This is a genomic window from Salmonella sp. SJTUF15581 (assembly GCF_043356775.1).
Classification (GTDB): domain Bacteria; phylum Pseudomonadota; class Gammaproteobacteria; order Enterobacterales; family Enterobacteriaceae; genus Salmonella; species Salmonella enterica.
Genome location: NZ_JBEUJY010000004.1, coordinates 285,501 through 311,263, shown reverse-complemented (window position 1 = coordinate 311,263; position 25,763 = coordinate 285,501). Strand labels below are relative to the sequence as shown.

28 protein-coding genes are annotated in these 25,763 nt (G+C 52.9%); 16 read left to right on the top strand and 12 right to left on the bottom strand.

What is annotated here, in order from left to right; translation table 11 throughout:
• Window positions 1-188: 188 nt before the first annotated feature.
• The gene (locus ABVN36_RS10505) at window positions 189-566 is read left to right on the top strand and encodes an inner membrane protein YbjM (protein WP_000680850.1); all 378 of its coding nucleotides are present in this window, start codon (window positions 189-191) and stop codon (window positions 564-566) included.
• 31 nt (window positions 567-597) lie between these two features.
• Here ABVN36_RS10505 and ABVN36_RS10500 read toward each other — a convergent pair whose 3' ends face one another.
• Window positions 598-861, bottom strand: a complete 264-nt coding sequence (locus ABVN36_RS10500; protein ID WP_000495513.1) for a GrxA family glutaredoxin — start codon at window positions 859-861, stop codon at window positions 598-600.
• Between the two features lie 169 nt (window positions 862-1,030).
• Here ABVN36_RS10500 and ABVN36_RS10495 point away from each other — a divergent pair, with 169 nt between their 5' ends.
• The 13 genes from ABVN36_RS10495 to ABVN36_RS10435 all read left to right on the top strand — a co-directional run bounded on the left by ABVN36_RS10495 (window position 1,031) and on the right by ABVN36_RS10435 (window position 13,249).
• A complete protein-coding gene (locus ABVN36_RS10495; protein WP_023138442.1) occupies window positions 1,031-1,321 on the top strand; it encodes a YbjC family protein in 291 nt (96 codons plus the stop codon).
• Window positions 1,305-2,027, top strand: a complete 723-nt coding sequence (gene nfsA / locus ABVN36_RS10490) for a nitroreductase NfsA (protein WP_000075300.1) — start codon at window positions 1,305-1,307, stop codon at window positions 2,025-2,027. Before ABVN36_RS10495 ends, nfsA begins: the two co-directional genes overlap by 17 nt.
• Before the next feature lie 57 nt (window positions 2,028-2,084).
• Window positions 2,085-2,987 carry a 30S ribosomal protein S6--L-glutamate ligase gene (gene rimK / locus ABVN36_RS10485; protein WP_000684361.1) on the top strand — a complete coding sequence of 301 codons (903 nt, stop codon included), beginning with the start codon at window positions 2,085-2,087 and terminating at the stop codon, window positions 2,985-2,987.
• Window positions 2,988-3,083: 96 nt separating this feature from the next.
• On the top strand, window positions 3,084-3,560 hold the full coding sequence (locus ABVN36_RS10480; protein WP_001578844.1) for a YbjN domain-containing protein: 477 nt from the start codon (window positions 3,084-3,086) through the stop codon (window positions 3,558-3,560).
• A 348-nt stretch (window positions 3,561-3,908) separates the two neighbouring features.
• A complete protein-coding gene (potF, locus tag ABVN36_RS10475) occupies window positions 3,909-5,021 on the top strand; it encodes a spermidine/putrescine ABC transporter substrate-binding protein PotF (protein WP_023138441.1) in 1,113 nt (370 codons plus the stop codon).
• 87 nt (window positions 5,022-5,108) lie between these two features.
• Window positions 5,109-6,242 carry a putrescine ABC transporter ATP-binding subunit PotG gene (gene potG, locus ABVN36_RS10470; RefSeq protein ID WP_001000698.1) on the top strand — a complete coding sequence of 378 codons (1,134 nt, stop codon included), beginning with the start codon at window positions 5,109-5,111 and terminating at the stop codon, window positions 6,240-6,242.
• 9 nt (window positions 6,243-6,251) lie between these two features.
• Window positions 6,252-7,205, top strand: a complete 954-nt coding sequence (gene potH / locus ABVN36_RS10465; RefSeq protein WP_000105453.1) for a putrescine ABC transporter permease PotH — start codon at window positions 6,252-6,254, stop codon at window positions 7,203-7,205.
• Entirely contained in the window at window positions 7,202-8,047 is an 846-nt protein-coding gene (potI, locus tag ABVN36_RS10460) for a putrescine ABC transporter permease PotI (protein ID WP_001061629.1), read from the top strand. The genes potH and potI overlap by 4 nt, the downstream gene beginning before the upstream one ends.
• Before the next feature lie 73 nt (window positions 8,048-8,120).
• A complete protein-coding gene (locus ABVN36_RS10455; protein WP_000505788.1) occupies window positions 8,121-8,594 on the top strand; it encodes a YbjO family protein in 474 nt (157 codons plus the stop codon).
• Between the two features lie 42 nt (window positions 8,595-8,636).
• Complete coding sequence (rlmC, locus tag ABVN36_RS10450; protein WP_001149792.1) at window positions 8,637-9,764, top strand: 23S rRNA (uracil(747)-C(5))-methyltransferase RlmC; 1,128 nt, start codon at window positions 8,637-8,639, stop codon at window positions 9,762-9,764.
• Between the two features lie 294 nt (window positions 9,765-10,058).
• Window positions 10,059-11,402, top strand: a complete 1,344-nt coding sequence (locus ABVN36_RS10445; protein WP_000399323.1) for a PTS sugar transporter subunit IIC — start codon at window positions 10,059-10,061, stop codon at window positions 11,400-11,402.
• Window positions 11,403-11,431: 29 nt separating this feature from the next.
• Window positions 11,432-11,752, top strand: a complete 321-nt coding sequence (locus ABVN36_RS10440) for a PTS sugar transporter subunit IIB (protein ID WP_000655399.1) — start codon at window positions 11,432-11,434, stop codon at window positions 11,750-11,752.
• Window positions 11,753-11,761: 9 nt separating this feature from the next.
• On the top strand, window positions 11,762-13,249 hold the full coding sequence (locus tag ABVN36_RS10435) for a sulfatase (RefSeq protein WP_023138440.1): 1,488 nt from the start codon (window positions 11,762-11,764) through the stop codon (window positions 13,247-13,249).
• 218 nt (window positions 13,250-13,467) lie between these two features.
• Here the strand turns inward: ABVN36_RS10435 and artJ are convergent, their stop codons facing one another.
• From artJ to ABVN36_RS10405, 6 genes are all read right to left on the bottom strand, one after another.
• A complete protein-coding gene (gene artJ / locus ABVN36_RS10430; protein WP_000737538.1) occupies window positions 13,468-14,199 on the bottom strand; it encodes an arginine ABC transporter substrate-binding protein ArtJ in 732 nt (243 codons plus the stop codon).
• 236 nt (window positions 14,200-14,435) lie between these two features.
• Window positions 14,436-15,104 (bottom strand): arginine ABC transporter permease ArtM, encoded by a 669-nt coding sequence (gene artM, locus ABVN36_RS10425; RefSeq protein ID WP_000895396.1) that lies wholly within the window; start codon window positions 15,102-15,104, stop codon window positions 14,436-14,438.
• Entirely contained in the window at window positions 15,104-15,820 is a 717-nt protein-coding gene (artQ, locus tag ABVN36_RS10420) for an arginine ABC transporter permease ArtQ (RefSeq protein ID WP_001001677.1), read from the bottom strand. The genes artM and artQ overlap by 1 nt, the downstream gene beginning before the upstream one ends.
• A 6-nt stretch (window positions 15,821-15,826) precedes the next feature.
• Window positions 15,827-16,558 carry an arginine ABC transporter substrate-binding protein ArtI gene (gene artI, locus ABVN36_RS10415; protein ID WP_000756586.1) on the bottom strand — a complete coding sequence of 244 codons (732 nt, stop codon included), beginning with the start codon at window positions 16,556-16,558 and terminating at the stop codon, window positions 15,827-15,829.
• 17 nt (window positions 16,559-16,575) lie between these two features.
• On the bottom strand, window positions 16,576-17,304 hold the full coding sequence (gene artP, locus ABVN36_RS10410) for an arginine ABC transporter ATP-binding protein ArtP (protein WP_000027186.1): 729 nt from the start codon (window positions 17,302-17,304) through the stop codon (window positions 16,576-16,578).
• Between the two features lie 229 nt (window positions 17,305-17,533).
• Window positions 17,534-18,049: a lipoprotein gene (locus tag ABVN36_RS10405; RefSeq protein ID WP_001270724.1), complete on the bottom strand. Its 516-nt coding sequence runs from the start codon at window positions 18,047-18,049 to the stop codon at window positions 17,534-17,536.
• A 127-nt stretch (window positions 18,050-18,176) separates the two neighbouring features.
• Here ABVN36_RS10405 and ABVN36_RS10400 point away from each other — a divergent pair, with 127 nt between their 5' ends.
• Window positions 18,177-18,500, top strand: a complete 324-nt coding sequence (locus ABVN36_RS10400; RefSeq protein ID WP_001160725.1) for a heavy metal-binding domain-containing protein — start codon at window positions 18,177-18,179, stop codon at window positions 18,498-18,500.
• Entirely contained in the window at window positions 18,497-19,327 is an 831-nt protein-coding gene (locus tag ABVN36_RS10395) for an N-acetylmuramoyl-L-alanine amidase (RefSeq protein WP_001202294.1), read from the top strand. Before ABVN36_RS10400 ends, ABVN36_RS10395 begins: the two co-directional genes overlap by 4 nt.
• On the opposite strand, the gene ABVN36_RS10390 is transcribed toward ABVN36_RS10395, so the two are convergent.
• The 5 genes from ABVN36_RS10390 to hcr form a co-directional block, all read right to left on the bottom strand.
• The gene (locus ABVN36_RS10390) at window positions 19,324-20,337 is read right to left on the bottom strand and encodes an NAD(P)-dependent oxidoreductase (protein ID WP_023138438.1); all 1,014 of its coding nucleotides are present in this window, start codon (window positions 20,335-20,337) and stop codon (window positions 19,324-19,326) included. The genes ABVN36_RS10395 and ABVN36_RS10390 overlap by 4 nt on opposite strands.
• Before the next feature lie 95 nt (window positions 20,338-20,432).
• Entirely contained in the window at window positions 20,433-21,866 is a 1,434-nt protein-coding gene (locus tag ABVN36_RS10385; protein ID WP_023138437.1) for an SDR family oxidoreductase, read from the bottom strand.
• A gap of 10 nt (window positions 21,867-21,876) precedes the next feature.
• Window positions 21,877-22,878, bottom strand: coding sequence for a low-specificity L-threonine aldolase (ltaE, locus tag ABVN36_RS10380; RefSeq protein ID WP_000566421.1), 1,002 nt, complete (start codon window positions 22,876-22,878; stop codon window positions 21,877-21,879).
• Window positions 22,879-22,916: 38 nt separating this feature from the next.
• A complete protein-coding gene (gene poxB / locus ABVN36_RS10375; protein ID WP_023138436.1) occupies window positions 22,917-24,635 on the bottom strand; it encodes a ubiquinone-dependent pyruvate dehydrogenase in 1,719 nt (572 codons plus the stop codon).
• Window positions 24,636-24,792: 157 nt separating this feature from the next.
• Window positions 24,793-25,761, bottom strand: coding sequence for an NADH oxidoreductase (hcr, locus tag ABVN36_RS10370; protein WP_000178698.1), 969 nt, complete (start codon window positions 25,759-25,761; stop codon window positions 24,793-24,795).
• Window positions 25,762-25,763: the final 2 nt, after the last annotated feature.

The window sequence follows — 25,763 nt, the reverse complement described above, 5'->3', positions numbered from 1 at the left end:
AATCGTATTGCATACAGCATCCAAATAAAAACAACACAACAATATATCCTGCTAGTTTAATCTTATTGCGTACTAACGGCTATAAGAATCGTGCAGGTGTGTTTTTGGCATGGAATGCCACATGACTTTATCTGACTGGATGCCTCACGGCGGAAAGCGTGTTCGATAGAGAGTGTCAGGAGGAACGATTGAAACATAAACACGGGTGGGCAAGCGTTGTCTGCTGCTTTGTACTCTTTATTGTGGTGTGTCTTTCATTAACTATGCATGTACAAGGCGCTTTTCGCGCGGCAGGGCATCCTGAGATTGGACTGTTATTTTTTACGTTACCTGGCGCGGTGGCCAGTTTTTGTTCTCACCGACGCGAGGTGATCCGACCGCTGATCGGGGCGATGCTGGCGGCGCCGTTTTGCCTGGTGTTAATGCGCGTGGTATTTATGCCTACCCGATCGTTTTGGCAAGAACTGGCGTGGTTATTTAGCGCCGTATTCTGGTGTGCGTTAGGCGCGCTCTGCTATTTGTTTATTAGCAGCCTGTTTAGCCACCGGCGAAAAAAACGCCGATAGCGCCCTCCGGCAGAGGGCGTTGCCAGAGCAATCAGGCGAAAAGATTCAGATTTTCTTTTGCCCATGCTTCAAAATCCGTACAGCCGCCGATATGTTTTTGATCGACAAAAATCTGCGGTACGGTTTCTACAGGTTTACCTACGGTTTTTTCCAAATCCGCTTTAGTAATGCCTTCAGCATGGATATCAATATAGCGGTAGTTGAAATCGTCGCGTTCTTTGCTCAGTTTTTCCGCCAACTCTTTTGCACGCACGCAATAAGGGCACCCTGGGCGGCCAAAAATAACAGTAAACATATCTCTCCTCGAACATAAAGCCAGACGGCGAACAGGTGTTATCATGCCGCGATTTACGGCAGATGAAAAGCAGGTTACGCCTGTTCCTTTGATAACCCAGGGCTATATCTGTTAAGCACGCCGGACCAGAACGTTCTACACTGTGCGTCAGTTAACCGGGAGGCTTGATATGCGCACGATTGGCGTGTTACCCAAAAGCATACTGATACTGGAATGCCTCGGTATGATTTTGCTGGCGCTTGCTCTGCTATCGCTTAATCATTACCTTACGCTGCCCGCGCCGTTCAATACGTCGCTGGCTGGCGTATTGATGGTTTTCCTCGGCGTCGTGTTGATCCTCCCCGCCGCGGTGGCGATGATGTGGCGTATTGCGCAGTTACTGGCGCCGCAGTTGATGAAACGTCCACCCGACATTTCTTCCCGTTCAGATAGAGAAAAGCATAATGAGTCCGACCATTGAACTTCTTTGTGGCCATCGTTCTATTCGCCATTTCACCGATGAACCCGTGACTGACGCGCAGCGAGAGGCCATTATTGCCGCCGCGCGCAGCACGTCCAGTTCCAGTTTTTTACAGTGCAGCTCTATTATCCGTATTACCGATCGGGCGCTGCGCGAGGCGTTAGTGCCCCTGACGGGCGGGCAAAAGCATGTGGCGCAGGCCGCTGAGTTCTGGGTATTTTGCGCCGATTTTAATCGTCATTTGCAGATCTGCCCTGACGCGCAGTTGGGGCTTGCCGAACAACTGCTGCTCGGTGTCGTCGATACGGCGATGATGGGGCAAAATGCGCTGACGGCGGCGGAATCACTGGGGTTAGGCGGCGTGTATATCGGCGGCATCCGTAACAATATTGAATCTGTTACAGAACTGTTAAAATTGCCGAAGCATGTATTGCCGCTCTTTGGCCTGTGTTTGGGATGGCCTGCGGATAATCCGGATCTGAAACCGCGCCTGCCTGCCGAGCTTGTGGTTCATGAGAACCAGTACCAACCGCTTGATGAAAAGCTGCTGGCGCGCTATGACGAGCAGTTGGCTGAGTATTATCTGACCCGCGGCAGTAATACGCGACGCGATACCTGGAGCGATCATATCCGTCGCACCCTGATTAAAGAAAATCGCCCATTTATCCTTGAATATTTGCATAAACAGGGCTGGGCGACGCGCTAAAACCTGCGGGCCAGTGTATGATACGCGGGCTTTTCAGGGTTTTCAGCGAGGTGCAGGGTGAAAATTGCCATATTGTCCAGGGATGGAACGCTCTATTCTTGCAAACGTCTGCGCGAAGCGGCGATGCGGCGCGGCCATCTGGTCGAGATACTCGATCCTCTTTCCTGCTATATGAATATTAATCCGGCAGCGTCGTCGATCCATTACAAGGGGCGTCGTCTGCCCCATTTTGACGCCGTTATTCCCCGTATTGGTTCGGCCATTACCTTTTATGGTACCGCTGCGCTACGTCAGTTTGAGCTATTGGGTAGCTATCCGCTGAATGAATCCGTCGCCATTACCCGCGCGCGCGATAAGCTGCGATCGTTACAACTTCTGGCGCGCCAGGGGATCGATCTTCCCATTACCGGGATCGCCCATTCGCCGGATGATACCAGCGATCTTATTAAGATGGTTGGCGGGGCGCCGCTGGTCGTGAAGCTGGTAGAAGGCACGCAAGGGATCGGCGTGGTATTGGCGGAGACGCGTCAGGCTGCTGAAAGCGTTATTGATGCGTTTCGGGGGCTCAATGCCCATATCCTGGTTCAGGAATACATTGCCGAAGCTAAAGGATGCGATATTCGTTGTCTGGTCGTCGGCAATGAGGTTGTGGCGGCGATTGAGCGGTGCGCGAAAGCCGGTGATTTTCGCTCCAATCTTCATCGTGGCGGGGTGGCCAGCATCGCGACGATCACGCCCCGTGAACGGGATATCGCCATCAAAGCCGCACAGACGCTGGGGCTGGATGTGGCGGGTGTCGATATTTTACGCGCCGCGCGCGGGCCGCTGGTGATGGAAGTGAATGCCTCGCCGGGACTGGAAGGTATCGAAAAGACTACGGGCGTGGATATCGCGGGGCGAATGATTCAGTGGATAGAACGTCACGCTACGCCTGAATTTTGCCTTAAAATCGGCGGCTAATCGCAATCGTGGATTCCGCCGTAGTACGAAGCACGCTTTTTGCGTAAGCTGTGCCGGTAATTTTTTCATCGTCATCGTAAGAGGTAGCACATTATTATGATATCACTGGTCGTTCCCACTCTGGATACGTTGCGTCAATGGCTCGACGACCTGGGCATGAATTTCTTCGAATGTGATACCTGCCAGGCGCTGCATTTGCCGCATATGCAGAATTTTGACGGCGTCTACGATGCTAAAATCGATTTGGTGGACAACACCGTTCTTTTTTCCGCGATGGCGGAGGTCAGGCCTTCCGCGTTGCTGCCGCTGGCGGCCGATCTCTCTGCTATCAACGCCAGTTCGTTGACGGTAAAAGCCTTTCTCGATATGCAGGATGATAATCTGCCAAAACTGGTTGTGTGCCAGTCTTTATCCGTTATGCAAGGCGTCACCTACGAACAGTTCGAATGGTTTGTTCGCCAAAGTGAAGAGCAGATTTCTATGGTGATCCTTGAGGCCGGGGCGCATCAGCTTCTGTTTAACGCGGAAGAAGACGCGCAAAAAACCAGCGTGGTTGACCATTTTCTTCACTGATCCCTCCCAATAATCAGGCAGTCGCTGCCAGCGCGGCTGCTGTTTACGTTTTTTTATGCTACCGTTAACCTTTATTTAAAGAATTATTCACCTCCTTTCTGACCATTTCGCTTTATCACATAGACAAAACCTGCATAAAAAATTGATAAAAGGCGTTTTTTAATCTGGGCTATAGCCTCAAACCTTAGCTAAAGTTATTCTTGCGAAGCTTCTATAGCGAGCTTGATGGCAGGGAGGGCGACCTCTCTTCTTCATTTGTATCAAATGAAAAGGTATGCACATTTCAGGCATGTTTTAAACCACGCCTAATGGGTTCATTTGTTAACGGATTTCAGAAGGAAAGCGATGATGACCGCCTTAAAGAAAAAATGGCTATCGGGTCTGGTTGCGGGTGCTCTGATGGTCGTCTCTGTCGGCACGCTCGCTGCCGAACAAAAAACGCTGCACATTTATAACTGGTCAGATTATATCGCGCCGGACACGGTGGCGAACTTTGAAAAAGAGACCGGGATTAACGTTATCTATGATGTCTTTGACTCTAACGAAGTGCTGGAAGGCAAGTTAATGGCAGGCAGCACCGGGTTCGATCTGGTGGTGCCATCGGCCAGTTTTCTTGAGCGCCAGCTCACCGCGGGCGTTTTTCAGCCGCTGGATAAAAGCAAACTTCCCGGCTGGAAAAACCTCGATCCTGAACTGCTGAAACTGGTAGCGAAGCACGATCCTGACAACAAATACGCCATGCCCTATATGTGGGCCACGACGGGCATTGGCTATAACGTTGATAAAGTGAAAGCGGTGCTGGGGGATGATGCGCCAGTGAATAGCTGGGATTTAGTCCTCAAGCCGGAAAATCTGGAGAAGCTAAAAAGCTGCGGTGTCTCTTTCCTTGATGCGCCTGAAGAAATTTTTGCCACCGTGCTGAACTATCTGGGTAAAGATCCGAATAGCAGCAAAGCGGATGACTACACCGGCCCGGCAACCGATCTGTTGTTGAAGCTACGGCCAAACATTCGCTATTTCCACTCCTCGCAATACATTAACGATCTGGCTAATGGCGATACCTGTGTGGCCATCGGCTGGGCGGGCGATGTCTGGCAGGCCGCTAACCGGGCGAAAGAGGCGAAAAATGGCGTCAATATCTCTTTCTCGATCCCCAAAGAGGGGGCAATGGCGTTTTTTGATGTGTTTGCCATGCCGGCTGACGCCAAAAATAAAGACGAGGCCTACCAGTTCCTTAATTATCTGCTGCGCCCTGATGTGATTGCCCATATTTCCGATCACGTTTTCTACGCCAATGCGAATAAAGAGGCGACGGCGCTGGTCAGCCAGCAGGTGCGCGATAACCCGGGAATTTATCCGCCGGCGGATGTGCGGGACAAGTTGTTTACCCTGAAAGTGCAGGAGCCGAAGATTGATCGCGTCCGCACCCGCGCATGGACGAAGGTGAAAAGCGGTAAGTAATTTATTAACGGTATGGCCTGATAAGCGTGCGCTATCGGGCATTCCACCGTTTGTATCGTTTGATTGTGTTATGCCGGAGAGCGCCTTGTGAATGATGTCCCCCACCGCCCGCAGGTGAAAACCCGTAAAGCGCTGACGCCGCTTCTGGAAATTCGCAACCTGACGAAGTCATTCGACGGGCAACATGCTGTCGATGATGTCAGTCTGACTATCTATAAAGGCGAGATTTTTGCCCTGCTGGGCGCGTCAGGTTGTGGAAAATCGACTCTGCTACGGATGCTGGCAGGTTTTGAACCGCCGAGCAGCGGGCAAATTATGCTCGACGGCGTCGATCTGGCGCATGTTCCGCCGTATCAGCGTCCGATTAATATGATGTTTCAGTCCTATGCGTTGTTTCCGCATATGACGGTAGAGCAGAACATCGCTTTTGGTCTGAAGCAGGACAAACTGCCGAAGGCGGAGATTACCAGCCGCGTCAATGAGATGCTGGGTCTGGTGCACATGCAGGAGTTTGCGAAACGTAAGCCGCATCAGCTTTCCGGCGGTCAGCGTCAGCGCGTGGCCCTGGCGCGCAGTCTGGCGAAACGTCCTAAGCTGCTCTTGTTGGATGAACCGATGGGCGCGCTGGATAAAAAATTACGCGACCGGATGCAGCTTGAAGTGGTGGATATCCTTGAGCGCGTCGGCGTGACCTGCGTCATGGTGACGCACGATCAGGAAGAAGCGATGACGATGGCGGGGCGCATTGCCATCATGAACCGTGGAAAATTTGTGCAAATTGGCGAACCGGAGGAGATTTACGAGCATCCGACGACCCGCTACAGCGCCGAATTTATCGGATCGGTAAATGTTTTTGAGGGCTTACTGAAAGCGCGTGAAGAGGACGGTCTGGTCATTGACGCGCCCGGTTTGGTTCATCCGTTAAAAGTCGATGCAGATGCCTCTGTCGTTGATAATGTGCCGGTATATGTGGCGCTACGTCCGGAAAAAATCATGCTGTGTGAGTCGCCGCCTGCCGATGGCTATAATTTCGCCGTCGGCGAAGTGGCGCATATTGCGTATCTCGGCGATCTGTCTATTTATCATGTGCGGCTAAAAAGCGGGCAGATGATCAGCGCTCAACTGCAGAATGCGCACCGTTACCGGAAAGGGTTACCGACCTGGGGCGATGAAGTGCGTTTGTGCTGGGAAGCGGATAGCTGCGTGGTCCTGACGGTATAAGGGGGAAACATGAGCACACTTGAACCTCCGGCACGCATTAGTAAACCTGGCGGCGCGGCGCTATGGTTGGCGCGAATGCAAATGAAACATGGGCGTAAGCTGGTTATTGCTTTGCCTTATATCTGGCTCATTCTGCTGTTTTTATTGCCGTTTCTTATCGTCTTTAAGATAAGCCTGGCGGAAATGGCGCGGGCGATCCCGCCGTATACCGATCTGCTGGAATGGGCTGACGGTCAGTTGTCGATTACGCTCAATCTCGGTAATTTTTTGCAACTGACCGACGATCCGCTTTATTTCGAAGCCTATCTGCAATCGTTACAAATTGCCGGTATTTCCACAATCTGCTGCCTGCTGCTGGGCTACCCGCTGGCGTGGGCGGTGGCGCACAGCAAGCCCTCCACGCGCAATATCCTGCTGCTGTTGGTGATCCTGCCCTCGTGGACGTCTTTTTTAATACGCGTCTATGCCTGGATGGGCATTTTGAAAAACAACGGTGTGCTGAACAATGTGTTGCTGTGGCTAGGGGTTATCGATCAGCCGCTGACGATCCTGCACACTAACCTGGCCGTCTATATCGGCATTGTTTATGCGTATCTGCCGTTTATGGTTCTGCCCATTTATACCGCATTAACGCGTATTGATTATTCGCTGGTGGAAGCGTCGCTGGATCTCGGCGCCCGACCGCTGAAAACATTTTTTAGCATCATTGTCCCGCTCACCAAAGGCGGAATCATCGCCGGCTCGATGCTGGTTTTTATCCCGGCGGTGGGCGAGTTTGTGATCCCGGAACTGCTTGGCGGGCCGGACAGTATCATGATTGGTCGCGTCCTGTGGCAGGAGTTTTTCAATAACCGCGACTGGCCGGTGGCTTCTGCGGTCGCCATTATTATGTTGCTGCTGCTGATAGTACCGATCATGTGGTTCCATAAACATCAGCAAAAAAGTGTGGGGGAGCACGGATGAATAACTTACCGGTCGTTCGCTCGCCCTGGCGCATTCTGATTCTGGTGCTGGGGTTTACTTTTCTCTATGCGCCGATGTTAATGTTGGTGATTTACTCGTTTAACAGTTCGAAGCTGGTGACGGTGTGGGCGGGATGGTCGACGCGCTGGTATGGCGAGCTCTTTCGGGATACCGCCATGATGAGCGCAGTGGGACTAAGCCTGACAATTGCCGCCTGCGCGGCGACGATGGCGGTGGTGCTCGGTACTATCGCCGCGGTGGTGATGGTGCGATTTGGACGATTTCGCGGCGCAAACGGCTTTGCGTTTATGATCACCGCGCCGCTGGTGATGCCGGATGTGATTACCGGGCTGTCGCTGCTGCTGCTGTTTGTCGCGCTCGGTCATGCTATCGGCTGGCCCTCCGATCGCGGGATGCTGACCATCTGGTTGGCGCACGTCACTTTCTGTACCGCCTATGTGGCAGTGGTGATCGCTTCGCGATTACGCGAACTGGATCGTTCGATTGAAGAGGCGGCGATGGATCTTGGCGCGGCGCCGTTGAAGGTCTTTTTCGTCATTACGTTACCGATGATCATGCCAGCGGTGATCTCGGGCTGGCTGTTGGCCTTTACGCTTTCCCTTGACGATCTGGTGATTGCCAGCTTCGTTTCCGGTCCCGGCGCCACCACGCTACCGATGCTGGTTTTCTCCAGCGTGCGCATGGGCGTGAACCCGGAAATCAACGCGCTGGCGACGTTAATCCTCGGCGTGGTAGGAATCGTCGGATTTATTGCCTGGTACCTGATGGCGCGAGCGGAAAAACAGCGGATTCGCGATATCCAGCGTGCAAGACGCGGCTGAAGCCACTAAAATCTTCCACTATGGCAATGCGTTGCCGCGCGGGTCGCGGCATCATTTTCAGGGAAGACATTCATTGGGATTTATAAAGCAATCAACCTCATCACATGCCCGTTTAAATGTGCCTACGCTGGTGCAGGTTGCGGCTATGGCGATTATTTTGATTCGCGGTCTCGATGTGCTGATGATTATGAATACCCTCGGCATACGCGGGATGGGCGAGTTTATTCATCGCAGCGTGCAGACGTGGAGCTTAACCCTGGTCTTTCTGGCCAGCTTAGTGCTGGTCTTTGTTGAAATTTATTGTGCGTTTTCGCTGGTGAAAGGCCGTAGCTGGGCGCGCTGGGTGTACCTGGCGACACAAATTATTGTGAGCGGATATCTGTGGGCGGCGTCGTTAGGCTACGGATATCCGGAGTTGTTTAGCATCGCGGGAGAATCGAAGCGTGATATCCTGCATTCCCTGGTCATGCAAAAACTCCCCGATCTTTTAATTCTGTTTCTGCTGTTTATTCCCGCTCCCAGCCGTCGGTTCTTCCGGCTGCAATAATGTGTATAATCGTCGCCCCGGATAATATGAAGGTTTTTTGGTATGCAGTGCGCACTCTATGACGCGGGTCGCTGCCGTTCCTGTCAATGGATTACGCAGTCGGTTAACGAACAACTTTCCGCAAAAACAGCCGATTTACATCGTTTGCTCGCCGGGCTGCCTGTTGAACAGTGGTGCGCGCCGACTGGAGGCCCGGAACAGCATTTCCGCAACAAAGCGAAAATGGTCGTGAGCGGTAGTGTAGAAAAACCGCTCTTCGGGATGCTGCATCGCGACGGTACGCCGGTCGATCTTTGCGGCTGCCCGCTGTATCCCGCCTCCTTTGCCCCCGTATTCAGCGCGCTAAAACCTTTTATTGCCCGGGCCGGACTCACGCCTTATAACGTGGCGCGAAAACGTGGCGAACTGAAATACCTGTTGCTGACGGAAAGTCAGTTCGATGGCGGCATGATGCTACGCTTCGTGTTGCGTTCAGAAACCAAACTTACGCAACTGCGCGCGGCGTTACCGTGGCTGCGTGCGCAACTGCCGCAGCTCAGGGTGATCACCGCAAATATTCAGCCGGTACATATGGCGATTATGGAAGGGGAGACGGAAATCTACCTGACGGATCAGCAGGCGCTGGCGGAACGTTTTAACGATGTGCCGCTGTGGATTCGTCCGCAAAGTTTCTTTCAGACCAACCCTACGGTCGCCAGCCGATTATATGCGACGGCGCGCGACTGGGTAGGGCAACTGCCGGTACGCCATATGTGGGATCTTTTTTGCGGAGTGGGCGGATTCGGCCTGCACTGCGCGACGCCGCAGATGCAATTAACCGGTATTGAGATCGCGCCGGAGGCGATTGCCTGCGCGAAGCAATCCGCTGCCGAGCTGGGATTGACCCGCCTTCATTTCCAGGCGCTGGATTCCACTCAATTCGCCACCGCCCAAGGCGAAACGCCCGACCTGGTATTGGTGAATCCTCCCCGCCGCGGCATTGGCAAGCCGTTGTGCGATTACCTTGCACAAATGGCGCCGCGTTTTATCATTTATTCGAGCTGTAACGCGCAGACGATGGCGCAGGATATTCGTCATCTGCCGAACTACCGTATTCAACGTGTTCAGCTTTTCGATATGTTCCCGCATACCGCGCATTATGAAGTGTTAACACTGCTTTGCAGGCTGTAGCGCCAAAAGCCAAACATACAAAATATCTATATTAACTATCTAATTATCCATAAATAATAATAACCATGATCGATCGATAAAAAACTCCGATCGATCATGGTTATATATTACTCTATTTTTGCAAATCAAATCACAAATAATCACTTTAAATCTTTTAATGACTAATTTTGATTATTACAGTGCGTGTAAGGCAAAATTAGACAAGGTGGTTTATCGGGTAACTTTCAATAGCATCAGCGAAGCAATACGTAACGTCAGTAAAGGGGTCAATCATGACAACGAATAGGCACGCTTATGGAGGGCGTTCAGACGATGTTTGCCAAATTTATAGATGTTATTCAAACGTTTTTAACTGAACCGGCAATATTAATTGGGATATTAGTCGGTGTTGGCTATGCGCTGGATAAAAAGACGCCTATAAAAATTATCACCGGTATGATCAGCGCGATGGTCGGTTTGATGATGGTGTTATTTGGCGGCTTTCAATTTTCAGCCACTTTTAAACCGGTTGCAGAGGCAGTCAGCAAGGCTTATGGCGTGCATGGATACTTAATGGATTCATATGCCATGAAAGCCGCGACGCAAATAGCGCTGGGCGATAATTTCGGCTATGTAGGATACGTTTTTGTACTGGCGTTTTTTACTAACCTGTTATTAGTTTTATTTGGCCGTTATACCGGCGCAAAAGGTATATTTCTTACCGGTAATACCGGGGTCTCTCATTCACAGGCGGTACTGTGGTTAATCGTCTTCTGGCTGGGGTTCGGTTGGGTACAATCCATTGTGATTGCCGGGGTATTGACCGGGGTCTTTTGGGCGTTTTCAACTACGCTTATTGTTAAACCCATCGCCAAAGTGACCAATAACGCCGGTTTTACCATTGCGCATAACCAGATGCTGGGACTGTGGTTTTTCTCGAAATTCGCGCATAAATTCGGCGATCCGGAAAAGCATGACGCCGAAAACCTGAAACTTCCCGGTTGGTTAGCCATTTTTAACCACAACGTGACGGCAATCGCCATTGTGATGACGCTCTTCGTTGGCGGTTTTCTATTGGCGACAGGGATCGATAACGTACAGTTAATGGCGAAAGGCAAACCCTGGTATATCTATATCATCAATCTGGGCCTGCAATTCTCTATGTATATGGTCATCTTGCTGCAGGGCGTGCGGATGATGGTAGGTGAAATTAACGGTTCGTTTAAAGGATGGCAGGATCGCTTTATTCCTAACGCCATACCGGCTGTGGATGTTGCTGCTTTATTACCTTTTTCGCCGAACGCGGCCACGCTGGGATTTGTCTTTTGTACCTTCGGCACGATTTTTTCCATGGGCATTCTGCTGCTCATCCATAGCCCTATTATGGTATTGCCTGGTTTTGTTCCGCTCTTCTTTTCCGGCGGTCCCATCGGCGTATTAGCCAACCGAATGGGGGGATATCGTTCCGTTATTATTTGTACTTTCCTGTTAGGGATTATTCAGACTTTCGGTACGGTATGGGCCATTCCTTTAACCGGGCTGGCAAAAGAAGGTGTGGGCTGGACGGGAATATTTGACTGGGCGACTCTGTGGCCTGCAATTTGTGAATTACTGAAATTTATTGCTTCAACGTTCCATCTTGGTCCTTATTCCATTTAATTGATTCGGTTTATATAAAGGATTTTATTATGAAAGATTCTGTAAATATTTTATTCGTATGCGGTTATGGCGTAGGCAGTAGTGTAATGTTACAGACTGTTGTTAAAAAAGCGTTAGCAAAATATGACTTCTCTTTTGATATGGAGCATACGGCAGCGGGAGAGGTCGGTGGATTTACCGACTGGGCAGATATTTATGCGATTTCGAAAAAATTGCTTGATGTTGTTAGCCTCGATCCTAAACACGGACAATATCTCATTCCCATTGAAAATATCATGGATGGCGAATCAATAGGCAAACAGATTTACGATGTGGTAGAGAAAAATTTTCCGCACCTGCTCAACAAATGAGGGTGAGTCATGAAAGCGATTATTCTGCTGTTTGACAGTCTGAATAAAAACTATTTGCCGCCCTATGGTGATTTGCTAACGAAAGCGCCTAACTTTCAACGCCTGGCGGCACATGCCGCCACCTTTGACAATAGTTATGTCGGCAGTATGCCCTGTATGCCAGCGCGTCGGGAACTGCACACCGGGCGCTATAACTTTCTGCATCGTGAGTGGGGGCCGCTGGAACCCTTTGATGATTCCATGCCGGAATTATTGAAAAAAGCGGGGATCTACACCCATCTTATCAGCGATCATCTGCATTACTGGGAAGACGGCGGCGGTAACTACCATAACCGCTATAGCTCCTGGGACGTAGTACGCGGTCAGGAGGGCGATCACTGGAAGGCGAGCGTTGGCGAGCCGCCCATTCCGGAAGTACTGCGCGTTCCACAAAAACAAACCGGAGGCGGCGTTTCCGGGCTATGGCGTCATGACTGGGCGAACCGCGAATACATCCAGCAGGAAGCCGATTTTCCCCAGACGAAAGTTTTTGACGCCGGGTGCGATTTTATCCATAAAAATCATGCCGAAGATAACTGGTTATTGCAGGTTGAGACGTTCGATCCGCATGAGCCGTTTTATACCACCGAGGAATATTTATCGCTCTATGACGATGAGTGGCAAGGCCCGCATTATGACTGGCCGCGCGGCAAAGTCAGTGAAAGCGAGGAGGCGATAGCGCATATTCGCTGTCGTTATCGGGCCCTGGTTTCCATGTGCGACCGCAATCTGGGACGTATCCTTGATCTGATGGATGAACACGATCTCTGGCGCGATACGATGCTGATTGTCGGTACCGATCACGGCTTCTTGCTGGGGGAGCACGGTTGGTGGGCTAAAAATCAAATGCCCTATTATAACGAGGTGGCGAATAACCCGCTGTTTATCTGGGACCCGCGCAGCGCGGTATGCGGAGCGCGACGGCAGTCGCTGGTGCAGATGATTGACTGGGCGCCAACGCTACTGAATTATTTTCAGCAACCTATTCCCGCAGATATGCAGGGCCAACCGCTGGCGAAAGTCATTGCCAGTGATGAACCCGTCAGGGAAGGCGCGCTGTTTGGCGTGTTTAGCGGACATGTTAATGTTACCGACGGACGCTATGTTTATATGCGGGCCGCGCAGCCGGGGCGTGAGCATGACATTGCGAACTACACGTTAATGCCGATCAAGATGAATGCGCGTTATGATGTGGATGAACTGGGAAAATTATCTCTGGCACCTCCGTTTAACTTTACTAAAGGGCTTCAGGTATTACGTATTCCGGCCAGGGAAAAATATAAAGGTGTGAATAGCTTTGGTCATCTCTTGTTTGATCTCAGAGACGATCCGCAGCAGCAACATCCTATTCATGATGAGGCCATCGAAGCAAGGATGATCAACTTACTTATCCGTTTGATGAAAGAAAATGATGCTCCGGCGGAGCAGTATCGCCGTCTGGGTCTGGATGTTGTCTAAAAACGTAACAATGTTGTAAGCCGGGTACGCGTCAGCGTCACCCGGCAAGTATTAGTCCGAATCGCCTGTTGATGCAGGCGTTTGAGACTGATGACAAACTGTAGAATGCCCAATGGCGCTGCGCTTATCAGGCCAGGATAGTTTCCGATGGCGGCCCGTGGGCTGAATAAGGTATTTATACTGCCATTTCGCAACACGGTGGGCTAATCACATACGTCTTACTGCGGGAACCACTGATCGCTGATTTTCTGATAAGTGCCGTCCGCTTTAATGGCGGCCAGCGCATTATTCAGTTTTTCCAGCAACGCCTTATTGTCCGGGCGCACCGCGATGCCAAGTCCGGTACCGAAGTATTGCGGATCGGTCACTTTCTCTGTTGCCGGACCCAGTTGCGGATTCGTTTTCAGCCACTCATTGACCACTGCGGTATCGCCAAAGACGCCGTCAATACGGCCATTTTTCAGGTCGATAATCGCATTCTGGTAGCTGTCGTAGGCCACGGTTTTGACCTCCGGATGTTTATCCTGGAGATATTTTTGATGCGTGGTGCCATTTTCCATACCGATACGCTTACCTTTTAGATCGGTAAAGGTTTTATAGGTGTCTTTTTTGGCAATCACCAGAGCGGAGTTCGCATAATAGGGATTGCTAAAGGCGACCTGCTTACTGCGCTCCGGGGTAATGTCCATTCCGGAAATGACGGCATCATATTTTCTGAATTTCAGCGCCGGGATAAGACTATCGAAAGCATGATTGGTAAAAGTACATTCTGCCTGCATTTGCTTGCATAATGCGGTTGCCAGATCGATATCGAAGCCCACAATTTTATTACTCGCATCCAGGGATTCAAACGGGGGATAGGTGGCGGAAACCCCGAAATTGATTTTTTCAGCGGCGATGCTGCCAGTGGCGAAAGAGGCGAGTAATGCAGCCAGAACTAACTTTTTCATGATGTCACTCCCGTAATCTTATGATTATGCGCCGTGTCTGCGGCATAGATTTACAATGCCATTAATTGAATTTGTATGCAATAAAAATGAGTAAATATTTTATGATGGATAAAAAAAGACGGACAGGTTAACCACTTGTCCGTCGGATTTATTCAAAATTATGCATCGTAGGCTTGATAAGCGCAGCGCCATCTGACCATTGTCGAACGGCGGCGAGAATGCCTTATCCTGCCTGGTTAATTGCGCCGCTCAAACGCCAGGGCTTTACGCTCAATCAAACGCATCATCAGCGTCAATAGACCGTTGACGACCAGGTAAATTACGCCTGCCGCGCCAAATACCACCACATCGTAGGTACGACCATAGAGCAACTGACTGTACCCCATGACTTCCATCAAGGTGATGGTATAGGCCAGCGAGGTACTTTTGAAGACCAGTACCACCTCATTAGAATAGGAGGAGAGGGCGCGTTTAAACGCATAGGGCAACAAAATCGCCAGCGTATCTTTCTTACTCATCCCCAGCGCGCCACAGGACTGCCACTGACCTTCCGGAATCGCGCGAATCGCGCCATAAAATAGCTGCGTCGTGTAAGCGGCGCTGTTTAGCGACAACGCGATCAGTGCGCACAGCCACGGTTCAGACAGTAGATGCCAGAGTAGTGGATACTCTTGCAGGGTCGGGAATTGACCGGGTCCGTAGTAGATCAGGAAAATTTGCACCAACAACGGCGTACCGGTAAACAACGTGATATAGCCGCGCACCAGCCACACCACGAACGGCGTTTTTAGCGTCAGGATAATGGTAAAAACTAACGCCAGCACCAAAGCGACGGCAATAGAAGCCACGGTCAGCGTCAGGCTGGTGTGTAGCCCTTTTAGCAGTTCAGGTAAGTACTCAAGCATTAGTCCGGCCTCCGCTCAAAACGTGTCGCGCGCAGGTCTATGCGTTTGAGAATGTACTGACTGATCAGCGTAATGACCAGGTAAATAGCCGCCGCAATAATGTACCAGTTAAACGGTTCCTGGGTGCGTGTGGCAATACTTTTGGTCTGCAACATCAGATCGTTAACGCTGATAAGGCTGACCAGAGCCGTATCTTTTAGCAACACCAGCCACTGATTACCCAGCCCTGGCAGGGCGTGACGCCACATCTGCGGCATCACCAGACGGAAAAAAATCGCCGTCTTTGATAATCCCAGTGCCTGACCCGACTCCCACTGACCAGACGGAACGGCTTTCAGCGCGCCGCGTAGCGTCTGCGACGCATAGGCCGCATACAGCAGGGACAACGCAATCACGCCGCACAGGAACGGACTGACGTCAAAGTTCTCAATCTCCATTTGCACCGGGATCTGCGTAAAGCCGAGATGGAGGGTAAACCCGTCAGATAGCGTAAGCAGGAGTTGCGAGGAGCCGAAATAGATAAACAGCACCACCAGAATTTCCGGCAGACCGCGCAAAATAGTGACCAGCGCGGAGCCTATCCAGGCAATCGGGCGCCATTTTACGGACTCCCAGACGGCAAAGAACATGGCTAACGCGAGGCCAATGATCAGCGCGCAGACGGCAAGGCCGACGGTCATCCCGGCGGCGCTTGCTAAAGGAAAAAATTCGTTCATCAAAGATTACTTCTGGAACCATTTGTTATAGATGGTCTCGTAAGTCCCATCTTTCTTCACTTTTTCCAGCGCAGTATTGAATTTCTGCTGCAGCTCGGTGTTGCCCTGACGTACCGCGATACCCAGGCCGGTGCCGAAATAATCTTTATCGGTGACTTTATCGCCGACCGGCGCCAGCTTAGGATTGGCTTTCAGCCATTCGGTCACGACCGCCGTGTCGCCGAAAACAGCGTCGATACGGCCATTTTGTAGATCCAGCTTCGCGTTCTGATAGCTGTCATACGGTACGGTGGTGATTTCCGGATGCTTATCCATGATGAATTTCTGGTGCGTCGTACCGTTCTGTACGCCGACTTTCTTACCTTTCAGTTGATCAACGCTGGTGTATTTGCCCTGCTGACCCACAAACAGCGCGGAGTTGTCGTAATATGGCGTGGTAAACAGCACCTGCTTTTCACGTTCCGGCGTGATATCCATTCCCGCCATTACAGCGTCGAAGCGGCGGAATTTCAGGCTGGGGATCAGGCTGTCGAACGCCTGATTGGTAAAGGTACAGGAGGCGTCGATCTCTTTACATAGCGCGTTGGCCAGGTCGACGTCAAAGCCGACAATCTTGTTATTAGCATCCATCGATTCGAACGGCGGATAGGACGCTTCGGTCGCAAAACGAATGGTCTGGGCTGCTGTAGCGGAAAGGCTAAAGCCTGCAATTAGCGCGGCAATCAGAACTTTTTTCATTGTCATTGTCCCGAATCTTAGTGAGAGAGATAGTTTTTGAACGCTTCGGTCTGAGGGTGGGCAAAGCAACCCGCATCACCGTGCTCGACGATGTGACCATTTTCCATATAAATCACACGACTGGCGGTCTTACGCGCCACTTCGACTTCATGCGTAACGATCACCTGAGTAATGTTCGTTTCCGCCAGCTCATGAATAATGCTGACGATTTGAGCGGTAATTTCCGGGTCCAGCGCGGCGGTCGGTTCATCAAACAGCAGCACCTGCGGCTCCATCATCAGCGCGCGGGCAATCGCGACGCGCTGCTGCTGACCGCCGGAAAGGTGCAACGGATAACGATCGCTATATGGCTTCAGACGTAGACGCTCCAGCAGCTTTTCTGCGCGCGCCAGCGCCTGATCTTTTGTCAGACCCAGTACGCGGCAGGGCGCTTCAATCAGATTCTGCACAACGGTGAGATGCGGCCAAAGATTATATTGCTGAAAGACCATTCCGACATTTTGACGTAGCTCACGAATCGCCTTATCGGACGGCGTTTTCGTAAAGTCAAAATGGTTCCCGGCGATAGTCAGAGTGCCGGAGCGCGGCATCTCAAGCAGATTGAGTACACGCAGCAGCGAACTTTTACCCGCCCCGCTTGGGCCAAGCAACACCAGCGTTTCGCCTTCGGGGCAATCCAGCGTGATATCGAACAGCGCCTGATGCGCGCCGTAAAAGCAATTAATGCCGTTTAATTGAATACTCATTGACACTCGTATACAGGCAGTCTGATAGCTATTGAAGCCGCAGATAGTACCTTTCGCAGAATAGTTATGCAATATTTATGCGTTAAAAGTTAAATATATCCCACATTCTTCCCTAAACATAGCACAAAATAGCAGGAGGAATAGTAGGTAAGAAGAATTGTCGGCATCCCGGGCAGAATGCCAGACAATTTACGGGGTTATGGGTGCAAAAGCGGGGGAATACTGGCTGTTAACGGTTTTCTATCGACTGGCGCAGCGTACCGGCAGGGGCATGGACATCTCCGCCCAGATAGCGAACGTCGTCAATCACCCAGCATGAGCCTTCGTGAATCATAAGCACTTCATCCTGCCAGCTTTGATCGCCCTGTTTTAACGCCACCCGCAGAGGAATGTTGCGCGCATCTCGGTTCGGAATGGTTGATGCGCTGGCGACGTTGGCGCTATCCGGCAGCGTAGCGCGGCTGGAGAACAGATCGCCGCTCATCAACTGGCGGTGCTCCGTATCGCGGCTGGCGTCGGTCAACAATTTCGCCAGGTTATCACTCAAGTAGGGGCGAAGCGCGGCGATATCATTGCTGTGGTGTTGAATACGGTAGTCGTAAAATTGTTGAGCCACGCTGTCCGGGCCGCCTTCCACACACGCGCCGATACGCGGGCCATTATCTTTGTAGGCGGGAGTGACGGTCGTACAGGCGCTAAGCAGAAGCGCGCACGGGATGAGCAAAGAGAGTTTAGAATAGCGCATGATGATTTCCTTATAGGCGATCGAGCAAAAACCGATCTACGATAATCAATTATATCCTTTCAATGATAGCGTATCAGCTTGATAATGCGTTTGAGATCGTGTGCTTAGCTAACCCGGGAGATTCACTATGCAGTTTTCAACAACCCCAACGCTGGAAGGACAAAGCATCGTGGAGTATTGCGGTGTGGTGACGGGCGAAGCCATTTTAGGCGCCAATATTTTCCGCGATTTTTTCGCCGGCATTCGGGATATCGTCGGCGGACGTTCCGGCGCGTATGAGAAAGAGCTGCGTAAAGCGCGTGAAATCGCTTTTCAGGAACTTGGCGAGCAGGCTAAAGCGTTGGGCGCCGATGCGGTGGTAGGCATCGATATTGATTACGAAACTGTCGGTAAGGATGGCAGTATGCTGATGGTCAGCGTCAGCGGAACGGCGGTGAAAACGCGCCGATGAGAGCGCTACTGTGGCTGGTGGGTCTCGCGTTGCTGTTAACAGGCTGCGCGAGCGAAAAAGGAATTATCGATAAAGAGGGATATCAGCTTGATACCCGACATCGGGCGCAGGCGGCCTATCCGCGCATTAAAGTCCTGGTGATTCACTATACGGCGGAAAACTTTGACGTTTCGCTGGCGACGTTAACGGGTCGCAACGTCAGTTCGCATTACCTGATTCCCGCAACCCCGCCATTATATGGCGGTAAACCGCGCATCTGGCAACTGGTGCCGGAACAGGATCAGGCCTGGCATGCGGGCGTCAGTTTCTGGCGAGGCGCCACGCGTCTCAATGATACGTCTATTGGCATTGAGCTGGAAAATCGCGGCTGGCGAATGTCCGGCGGGGTGAAATCTTTCGCGCCGTTTGAATCCGCGCAAATTCAGGCATTGATTCCGTTAGCGAAGGACATTATCGCGCGCTATGACATCAAACCGCAGAATGTGGTGGCCCATGCGGATATCGCGCCGCAGCGTAAAGACGATCCCGGCCCGCGCTTCCCGTGGCGCGAGCTGGCGGCGCAGGGGATTGGCGCCTGGCCTGACGCCCAGCGTGTGGCGTTTTATCTGGCTGGACGCGCGCCGTATACGCCAGTCGATACCGCAACGGTGCTTGCGTTACTCTCGCGCTATGGCTATGAAGTCAAAGCCGATATGACGGCGCGCGAGCAGCAGCGGGTGATTATGGCGTTCCAGATGCACTTCCGTCCGGCGCAATGGAGCGGTATCGCAGATGCCGAAACGCAGGCGATTGCCGAAGCATTACTGGAGAAGTACGGCCAGGATTAACGCGGTAAATTTCCGTGATCGCGCAGCCAGGCGGCGGTGCGCTCAATGCCTTCGTCCAGCGTGACGATGGGCTGGTAGCCCAGCTCGTCCTGCGCGCGAGTCGTATCGAGCGTAAAATCAAAATTCAGTTTTGACACGCCGTAATGCGTTAGCGGAGGCTCTTTGGCGGATTTTTTGCCGAAGCGCTCCATACTGCGGGCGATCATATCCAGCATCGGGTAAGGCACAGAGCGAATGCGGCAGTCGATAGACAGTTCATCAATTAACTTTTGTACGATGCTGCGTAAGGTGCGGTTTTCGCCGTTAGTGATGTTATAAGCGCGGCCAGAAGGCAGATGATCGCAGCCCGGCTGGCTGGCCAGCCACATGGCGTGGATCGCATTTTCATAGTAGGTCATATCGACCAGCGCGCTGCCCCCGTGCGGTAATAAGACGCTACCGTAATGGTGCATCATATGCGCCAGACGTGGGATAAATACTTTATCGTGCGGGCCAAACAGGCTTTGCGGACGCAACACCGTAAAACGTGTTTGCGGATTAGCCTGCGCCAGCAGATTAATCACCTCTTCACCGGCGGCTTTACTGCGGGCGAACTCATTGGCAAACCGATGCGGACGGAAATCTTCTTTGATATCACGGTGATGGCGGTAATCAAAATAGAGTGAGGGAGAGGAGATATGAATAAAATTGCGCACGCCCCAGGCGACCGCCCATTCTCCCAGGCGGCGGGTGGCGCGAACATTCGCCAGATCGAAAGCTTGTTGGGTTCCCCACGGCGAGGTAAAGCTGGAGCAGTGCCACAACGTGTCGATCCCGGCGAGCATCACTTTAGCCTGCGAGGAGACCAGTTCGGTTAAATCCGCATGGACGAATTCCGCGCCCATTTTTTCAAGCAGCTTGCCCATCGCTTCATTGCGACCCGTCGCTCTGACGCTGATGCCTTTATTGCGCAAAAATTCAACCGCGTTTCGACCTAAGCCGCTGGTGGCGCCGGTAACCAGTACCTTCATATCAATCCACTGTGTTTAATAAACCGTCGTGCGCATTCTTCCGTGAATTACGTCGGTATGCAATGGGAAACACGAAAGAATACAGCAACTTTTTCTCATTTTTCTGTGATTTGTTCTGCAAGTCGGGCAATACGCCTTGCCATTCCCCGGAAAATAAACAGGTGCGCCGGGATCATCAGTAGCCAGTAAATCAGGCCCGGCATTCCGTGTGGATGCCACCAGGCGCGCACGTCAATTTCGCGGTAGCGACCTTTATCGTGCAGCGTGAAGCTAAGCCGCCCCAGACCCGGCGCTTTCATGCCAAACAAGAGCGTGAGCTGTTTTTCTGGCTCGACAATGATCACTTTCCAGCTATCTACCGTATCGCCAGGCTTGAGCAAGGTATGCGACGGGCGGCCTTTCGCCAGTTTATGCCCCACCAGACGGTCCATCGCGGCGCGCGTCTGCCACAAAATATTGCCGAAAAAATAGCCCTCTTTGCCACCCAGCCGATTTACGACCTGCCATAGCGCCGATAGGCTGGCCGGGGTCTGCGCGGTAAAGCCCGCCTGCTTTGGAAAATAGCCGTATTCGGGACGCCAGCGGGCGAAGGCCAGCGTGTCGTAGCCCCAGTCGCTGGAGTTCACCAGTTTTTCTTCTTCTTTCAGCGTGCGGCGAACGGCGTCGTCAAAGGTGATAAGCGTTTGGGGGATCAACTTTTTTAACGCGGCGTCATCGGCCAGCAAATCGTGCCTTAACCCCTGGATTAAGGCTTTTGCGGTAGTCGGCGGCACGGAGGTAATAACGTTTAAAAACCAGACCGAAATCCAGCGGGTCGGAAAAGGCACCGGGATCAGCGGACGCCGTTTACCGCTGACGGCCATAAAACGTTCAAACTGCTGCTGATAACTTAATACCTGCGGTCCGGCGGCTTCCAGAATACGATGCTCGCGCGCAGGGTGGTCCAGCAAGCCGACCAGGTAGTAGAGTAAATTTTCCAGAGCGATGGGCGTGGTGCGCGAACGCACCCAGCGCGGCGGCGTGAGTATTGGCAGGTTGTAAACCATGTCACGCATGACTTCGAAGGCGGCGGAGCCTGCGCCGACGATGATCCCGGCGCGTAATTCCGTCACCGGCACGCCTGCGTCGCGCAGCGTGTCAGCCGTAAGCTGGCGGGCGCGCAGGTGATCGGATTGCTCATGCGTCGGCGCCTGCAGTGAACTGAGGAAAATAAGTTGTTTAACCGGCGTCTGGCGCAGCGCGTCGCGCACGTTGAGCGCCGCCTGACGCTCATGGGCGATAAAATCGCCGCCTTCGCCCATGCCGTGTACCAGATAGTAAACGGTATCAATGTCGCGAAGCAGCGCGGGTAAATTTTCCGGCCAGTGCAGATCGACCTTATGACAACTGACGTTGGCGAGGCGCTGTTTTTCCAGACGTTCCACGCGCCGCGCCGCCGCCCGCACCTGATGCCCTTGCTGACTTAGCGCAAAGACCAGGTGCTGGCCGATATAGCCGCTGGCGCCGAGAACCAGAATGCGTTGCGCCACGTTGCTCTCCTTAGCGGGCTAAAAAGGCGCGCCAGTGGGCGACGACGTCGGCAAGCTGTTCGCGAGAAACATCCAGATGCGTCACCAGACGCACAATCGGCGCGGCGTTAATCAGGATATTCCGTTCCCGTAAATAGTCGCCAAGCGCGGCGGCCTGTGCTTCGCCAACGCGAACAAACAGCATATTCGTTTCGTGGCGCATGACCTCCGCGCCCGCTTCGCGAAGCTGCTGCGCCAGCCAGGCGGCGTTGTCATGATCCTCTTGCAGACGCGCCACGTTATGCTTCAGCGCATACAGTCCGGCCGCTGCCAGAATCCCGGCCTGACGCATTCCGCCGCCGACCATTTTACGCCAGCGCGTCGCGCGTTTAATGTAATCGCGGTTGCCGACCAGCAGCGAACCGACCGGCGTTCCGAGACCTTTTGACAGGCAGATGGTAAAAGAGTCGCAATACTGCGTAATCTCTTTTAACTCACAGCCGTAGGCAACCACCGCGTTAAAAATTCGGGCGCCGTCAACGTGCAGCGCCAGTCCACGTTCGCGGGTAAATGTCCAGGCGTCTTTCAGATACGCGCGCGGCAGCACTTTCCCGTTATGTGTATTTTCCAGACTGAGCAAGCGCGTGCGCGCGAAGTGGATGTCATCCGCTTTAATCTTCGCCGCCACGTTCTCCAGCGGCAGCGTACCGTCCGCGGCGGCGTCGATGGGCTGCGGCTGAATGCTGCCGAGCACCGCAGCGCCGCCAGCTTCATAGAGATAATTATGCGCGCCCTGGCCAACGATATACTCTTCGCCGCGTTCACAATGGCTAAGCAGCGCGACCAGATTGGCCTGGGTGCCGGTGGGTAAAAAAAGCGCCGCTTCTTTACCGGAAAGGTCGGCGGCGTAGCGCTGAAGGGCGTTAACGGTAGGGTCATCGCCGTATACGTCGTCCCCGACTGGAGCGGTCATCATCGCCTCGAGCATGGCGCGGCTCGGTCGGGTAACGGTATCACTGCGTAAATCAATCATGGCACATCCCTGGATTTTAAAAGGTGATGTGCACTGTTTTACCTTAGCCAGTTCGTTTTCGCCAGTTCGATCACTTCATCGCCGCGGCCGCTAATAATGGCGCGCAGCATGTACAGGCTAAAGCCTTTCGCTTGTTCCAGTTTGATCTGCGGCGGGATCGCCAGCTCTTCTTTTGCCACGACCACGTCAACCAGTACCGGGCCGTCAATGGAAAACGCGCGCTGTAGCGCTCCGTCCACGTCTGCGGCTTTTTCCACGCGAATACCGGTAATGCCGCAGGCTTCGGCGATACGCGCGAAATTGGTGTCGTGCAGTTCGGTACCGTCGGTAAGGTAACCGCCAGCTTTCATTTCCATCGCCACAAAGCCCAGCACGCTGTTATTAAAGACGACGATTTTTATCGGCAGCTTCATCTGTACCACCGAGAGAAAATCGCCCATCAGCATACTGAAGCCGCCATCACCGCACATCGCGATAACCTGACGACCCGGCGCGGTGGCCTGAGCGCCGAGCGCCTGCGGCATGGCGTTGGCCATTGACCCGTGGTTAAACGAGCCCAGCAGGCGGCGCTTGCCGTTCATTTTTAGATAGCGGGCCGCCCAGACGGTCGGCGTGCCGACATCGCAGGTAAAAATAGCGTCGTCAGCGGCGAAATGGCTAATTTGTTGCGCCAGATATTGTGGATGGATGGCTTTATCGCTGAGTTTGGCTAAGTCATCAAGTCCCTTACGGGCGTCCCGATAGTGCTCCAGAGCTTTATCGAGGAATTTACGATTGCTTTTTTCTTCCACCAGCGGCAGCAGGGCGCGAAGCGTGGCTTTAATATCGCCCACCAGCGCCATGTCGACTTTGCTGTGCGCGCCAATACTGCCCGGGTTGATGTCAATCTGAATGATTTTGGCATCGCTTGGATAAAAGGCGCGGTAGGGGAACTGGGTGCCGAGCAGGATCAGCGTATCGGCGTTCATCATGGTGTGGAAGCCAGAAGAGAAGCCAATCAGGCCGGTCATTCCCACATCATAAGGGTTATCGTACTCAACGTGCTCTTTGCCGCGCAGGGCATGAACGATTGGCGCTTTTAGTTTTGCCGCCAACGCGACCAACTCCTCATGCGCGCCCGCGCAGCCGCTGCCGCACATCAATGCGATATTGCTGGAGTAGCGCAGCAGTTGCGCCAGTTTTTTCAGCTCTTCCTCTGCCGGCGTGACGACGGGGTGCGGGGCATGGTACCAATGGGTGACGGCGTTTTCAGGCGCGGGTTTCAGCGCCACGTCACCCGGCAGTACGACCACGGAGACGCCGCGATTTAACACCGCTTTGCGCATAGCGATGGCGAGTACCTGCGGGATCTGCTCCGGGCTGGAAACCAACTCGCAATAGTGGCTGCATTCACGGAACAACTCCTGCGGGTGGGTCTCCTGGAAATAACCGCTGCCGATTTCACTGGACGGAATATGGGCGGCGATCGCCAGAACAGGGACGTGGTTACGGTGGCAATCAAACAGGCCATTGATCAGGTGCAGGTTGCCCGGTCCGCATGAACCGGCGCACACTGCCAGCTCGCCGGTAAGCTGCGCTTGTGCGCCGGCGGCGAAAGCGGCGACCTCTTCGTGGCGGGTTGGCATCCATTCAATGGTTCCCATACGATTAAGACTATCGCTCAGGCCGTTCAGGGAATCGCCAGTGACGCCCCAGATTTGTTTTATGCCAGCCTGTTCCAGCGTTTTGGCGATAAAAGCAGCAACGGTTTGTTTCATGGTTCTCCATCTCCTTAAATGTGATAACGGTTACAAGTTTAGTTGAAGATGACGATGACGTTTTTCTTTGGCGAAGAGAGGGGCGAAAGGATGAAGCGAGCGGCAAATCGCCCGGTAGCGCTGACGCTTACCGGGCCTATGATGGAACGTTTACTGATTATGCGAGAACAAGATCGCCCTGCGGATGGCAGGAGCAGGCCAGTACGTAACCTTCGGCAATCTCCGCCTCGCTCAGCGTCATGGTGCTACTCACCGTATAGTCGCCGGAAACGACTTTGGTTTTACAGCAGCCGCAAACACCTGCCCGACAGGCAGCGGCAACCGGTACTTTATTACTCTCCAGCGCCTCCAGCAGCGTCGTACCGATCGGAGCATAGAATTCCTGCGCTGGCTGTAGTTTGGTGAATTTCAGGCCGCTGGTTGCCGTTTCCGCCACCGGCGTGAAGAACTTCTCTTTAAAGAAGCGCGTTACGCCAAGCGCTTTCACGCCCTGTTCGACGAAATCCATATAGGGCGCCGGGCCGCAGGTCATGATGGTGCGCGATGCCAAATCCGGTACGCGCTGTAACAATTCCGTGGTCAGACGGCCCGCGACAAAACCTTCCGTGGCATGATTTTCCGCCACTAGCGTGACCGGATACTGTCGCCACTCGTCGGCAAAAATCACATCATCCGGCGAACGGACGTTAAAGATGACCTGCACATCGGCCTGCGGGCGGTATTTCGCCAGCCAGCGACGCATCGACATGATTGGCGTTACGCCACAACCGGCGGCGAGCAGCAGAAACTTATCTTCTGTTTTATCGTCACAGGTAAAATCGCCCATTGCATCAGACAGCCAGATGTAATCGCCGCGCTTGATGTCATGGGTCAACCACTGTGAACCCGTGCCATCTTCAATCCGACGAACGGTCAGCGTGATATATTCACTGACGCCCGGCGTAGACGAAAGGGTGTAGGCGCGCAGCGTTTCCGCTGAATTACGCACGCTCACCAGCGCATACTGCCCGGCGCGGTAAGGGTAGTAATCATGGCATAATAGCGCAATTGTCCATACATCCGGCGTCTCCTGACGGATGTGATGCACCTGCATTCGCCAGGGACATTGTGAGGTTGGCATCGTCATCA

Excerpts from the sequence above, each read along its gene's own strand:
- ABVN36_RS10500 (WP_000495513.1), bottom strand. The coding sequence starts at position 861 with ATGTTTACTGTTATTTTTGGCCGCCCAGGGTGCCCTTATTGCGTGCGT.
- ABVN36_RS10495 (WP_023138442.1), top strand. The coding sequence starts at position 1,031 with ATGCGCACGATTGGCGTGTTACCCAAAAGCATACTGATACTGGAATGC.
- nfsA (WP_000075300.1), top strand. The coding sequence starts at position 1,305 with ATGAGTCCGACCATTGAACTTCTTTGTGGCCATCGTTCTATTCGCCAT.
- ABVN36_RS10480 (WP_001578844.1), top strand. The coding sequence starts at position 3,084 with ATGATATCACTGGTCGTTCCCACTCTGGATACGTTGCGTCAATGGCTC.
- potF (WP_023138441.1), top strand. The coding sequence starts at position 3,909 with ATGACCGCCTTAAAGAAAAAATGGCTATCGGGTCTGGTTGCGGGTGCT.
- potH (WP_000105453.1), top strand. The coding sequence starts at position 6,252 with ATGAGCACACTTGAACCTCCGGCACGCATTAGTAAACCTGGCGGCGCG.
- potI (WP_001061629.1), top strand. The coding sequence starts at position 7,202 with ATGAATAACTTACCGGTCGTTCGCTCGCCCTGGCGCATTCTGATTCTG.
- rlmC (WP_001149792.1), top strand. The coding sequence starts at position 8,637 with ATGCAGTGCGCACTCTATGACGCGGGTCGCTGCCGTTCCTGTCAATGG.
- ABVN36_RS10445 (WP_000399323.1), top strand. The coding sequence starts at position 10,059 with ATGGAGGGCGTTCAGACGATGTTTGCCAAATTTATAGATGTTATTCAA.
- ABVN36_RS10440 (WP_000655399.1), top strand. The coding sequence starts at position 11,432 with ATGAAAGATTCTGTAAATATTTTATTCGTATGCGGTTATGGCGTAGGC.
- ABVN36_RS10435 (WP_023138440.1), top strand. The coding sequence starts at position 11,762 with ATGAAAGCGATTATTCTGCTGTTTGACAGTCTGAATAAAAACTATTTG.
- artJ (WP_000737538.1), bottom strand. The coding sequence starts at position 14,199 with ATGAAAAAGTTAGTTCTGGCTGCATTACTCGCCTCTTTCGCCACTGGC.
- artM (WP_000895396.1), bottom strand. The coding sequence starts at position 15,104 with ATGCTTGAGTACTTACCTGAACTGCTAAAAGGGCTACACACCAGCCTG.
- artQ (WP_001001677.1), bottom strand. The coding sequence starts at position 15,820 with ATGAACGAATTTTTTCCTTTAGCAAGCGCCGCCGGGATGACCGTCGGC.
- artI (WP_000756586.1), bottom strand. The coding sequence starts at position 16,558 with ATGAAAAAAGTTCTGATTGCCGCGCTAATTGCAGGCTTTAGCCTTTCC.
- artP (WP_000027186.1), bottom strand. The coding sequence starts at position 17,304 with ATGAGTATTCAATTAAACGGCATTAATTGCTTTTACGGCGCGCATCAG.
- ABVN36_RS10405 (WP_001270724.1), bottom strand. The coding sequence starts at position 18,049 with ATGCGCTATTCTAAACTCTCTTTGCTCATCCCGTGCGCGCTTCTGCTT.
- ABVN36_RS10400 (WP_001160725.1), top strand. The coding sequence starts at position 18,177 with ATGCAGTTTTCAACAACCCCAACGCTGGAAGGACAAAGCATCGTGGAG.
- ABVN36_RS10395 (WP_001202294.1), top strand. The coding sequence starts at position 18,497 with ATGAGAGCGCTACTGTGGCTGGTGGGTCTCGCGTTGCTGTTAACAGGC.
- ABVN36_RS10390 (WP_023138438.1), bottom strand. The coding sequence starts at position 20,337 with ATGAAGGTACTGGTTACCGGCGCCACCAGCGGCTTAGGTCGAAACGCG.
- ltaE (WP_000566421.1), bottom strand. The coding sequence starts at position 22,878 with ATGATTGATTTACGCAGTGATACCGTTACCCGACCGAGCCGCGCCATG.
- poxB (WP_023138436.1), bottom strand. The coding sequence starts at position 24,635 with ATGAAACAAACCGTTGCTGCTTTTATCGCCAAAACGCTGGAACAGGCT.
- hcr (WP_000178698.1), bottom strand. The coding sequence starts at position 25,761 with ATGACGATGCCAACCTCACAATGTCCCTGGCGAATGCAGGTGCATCAC.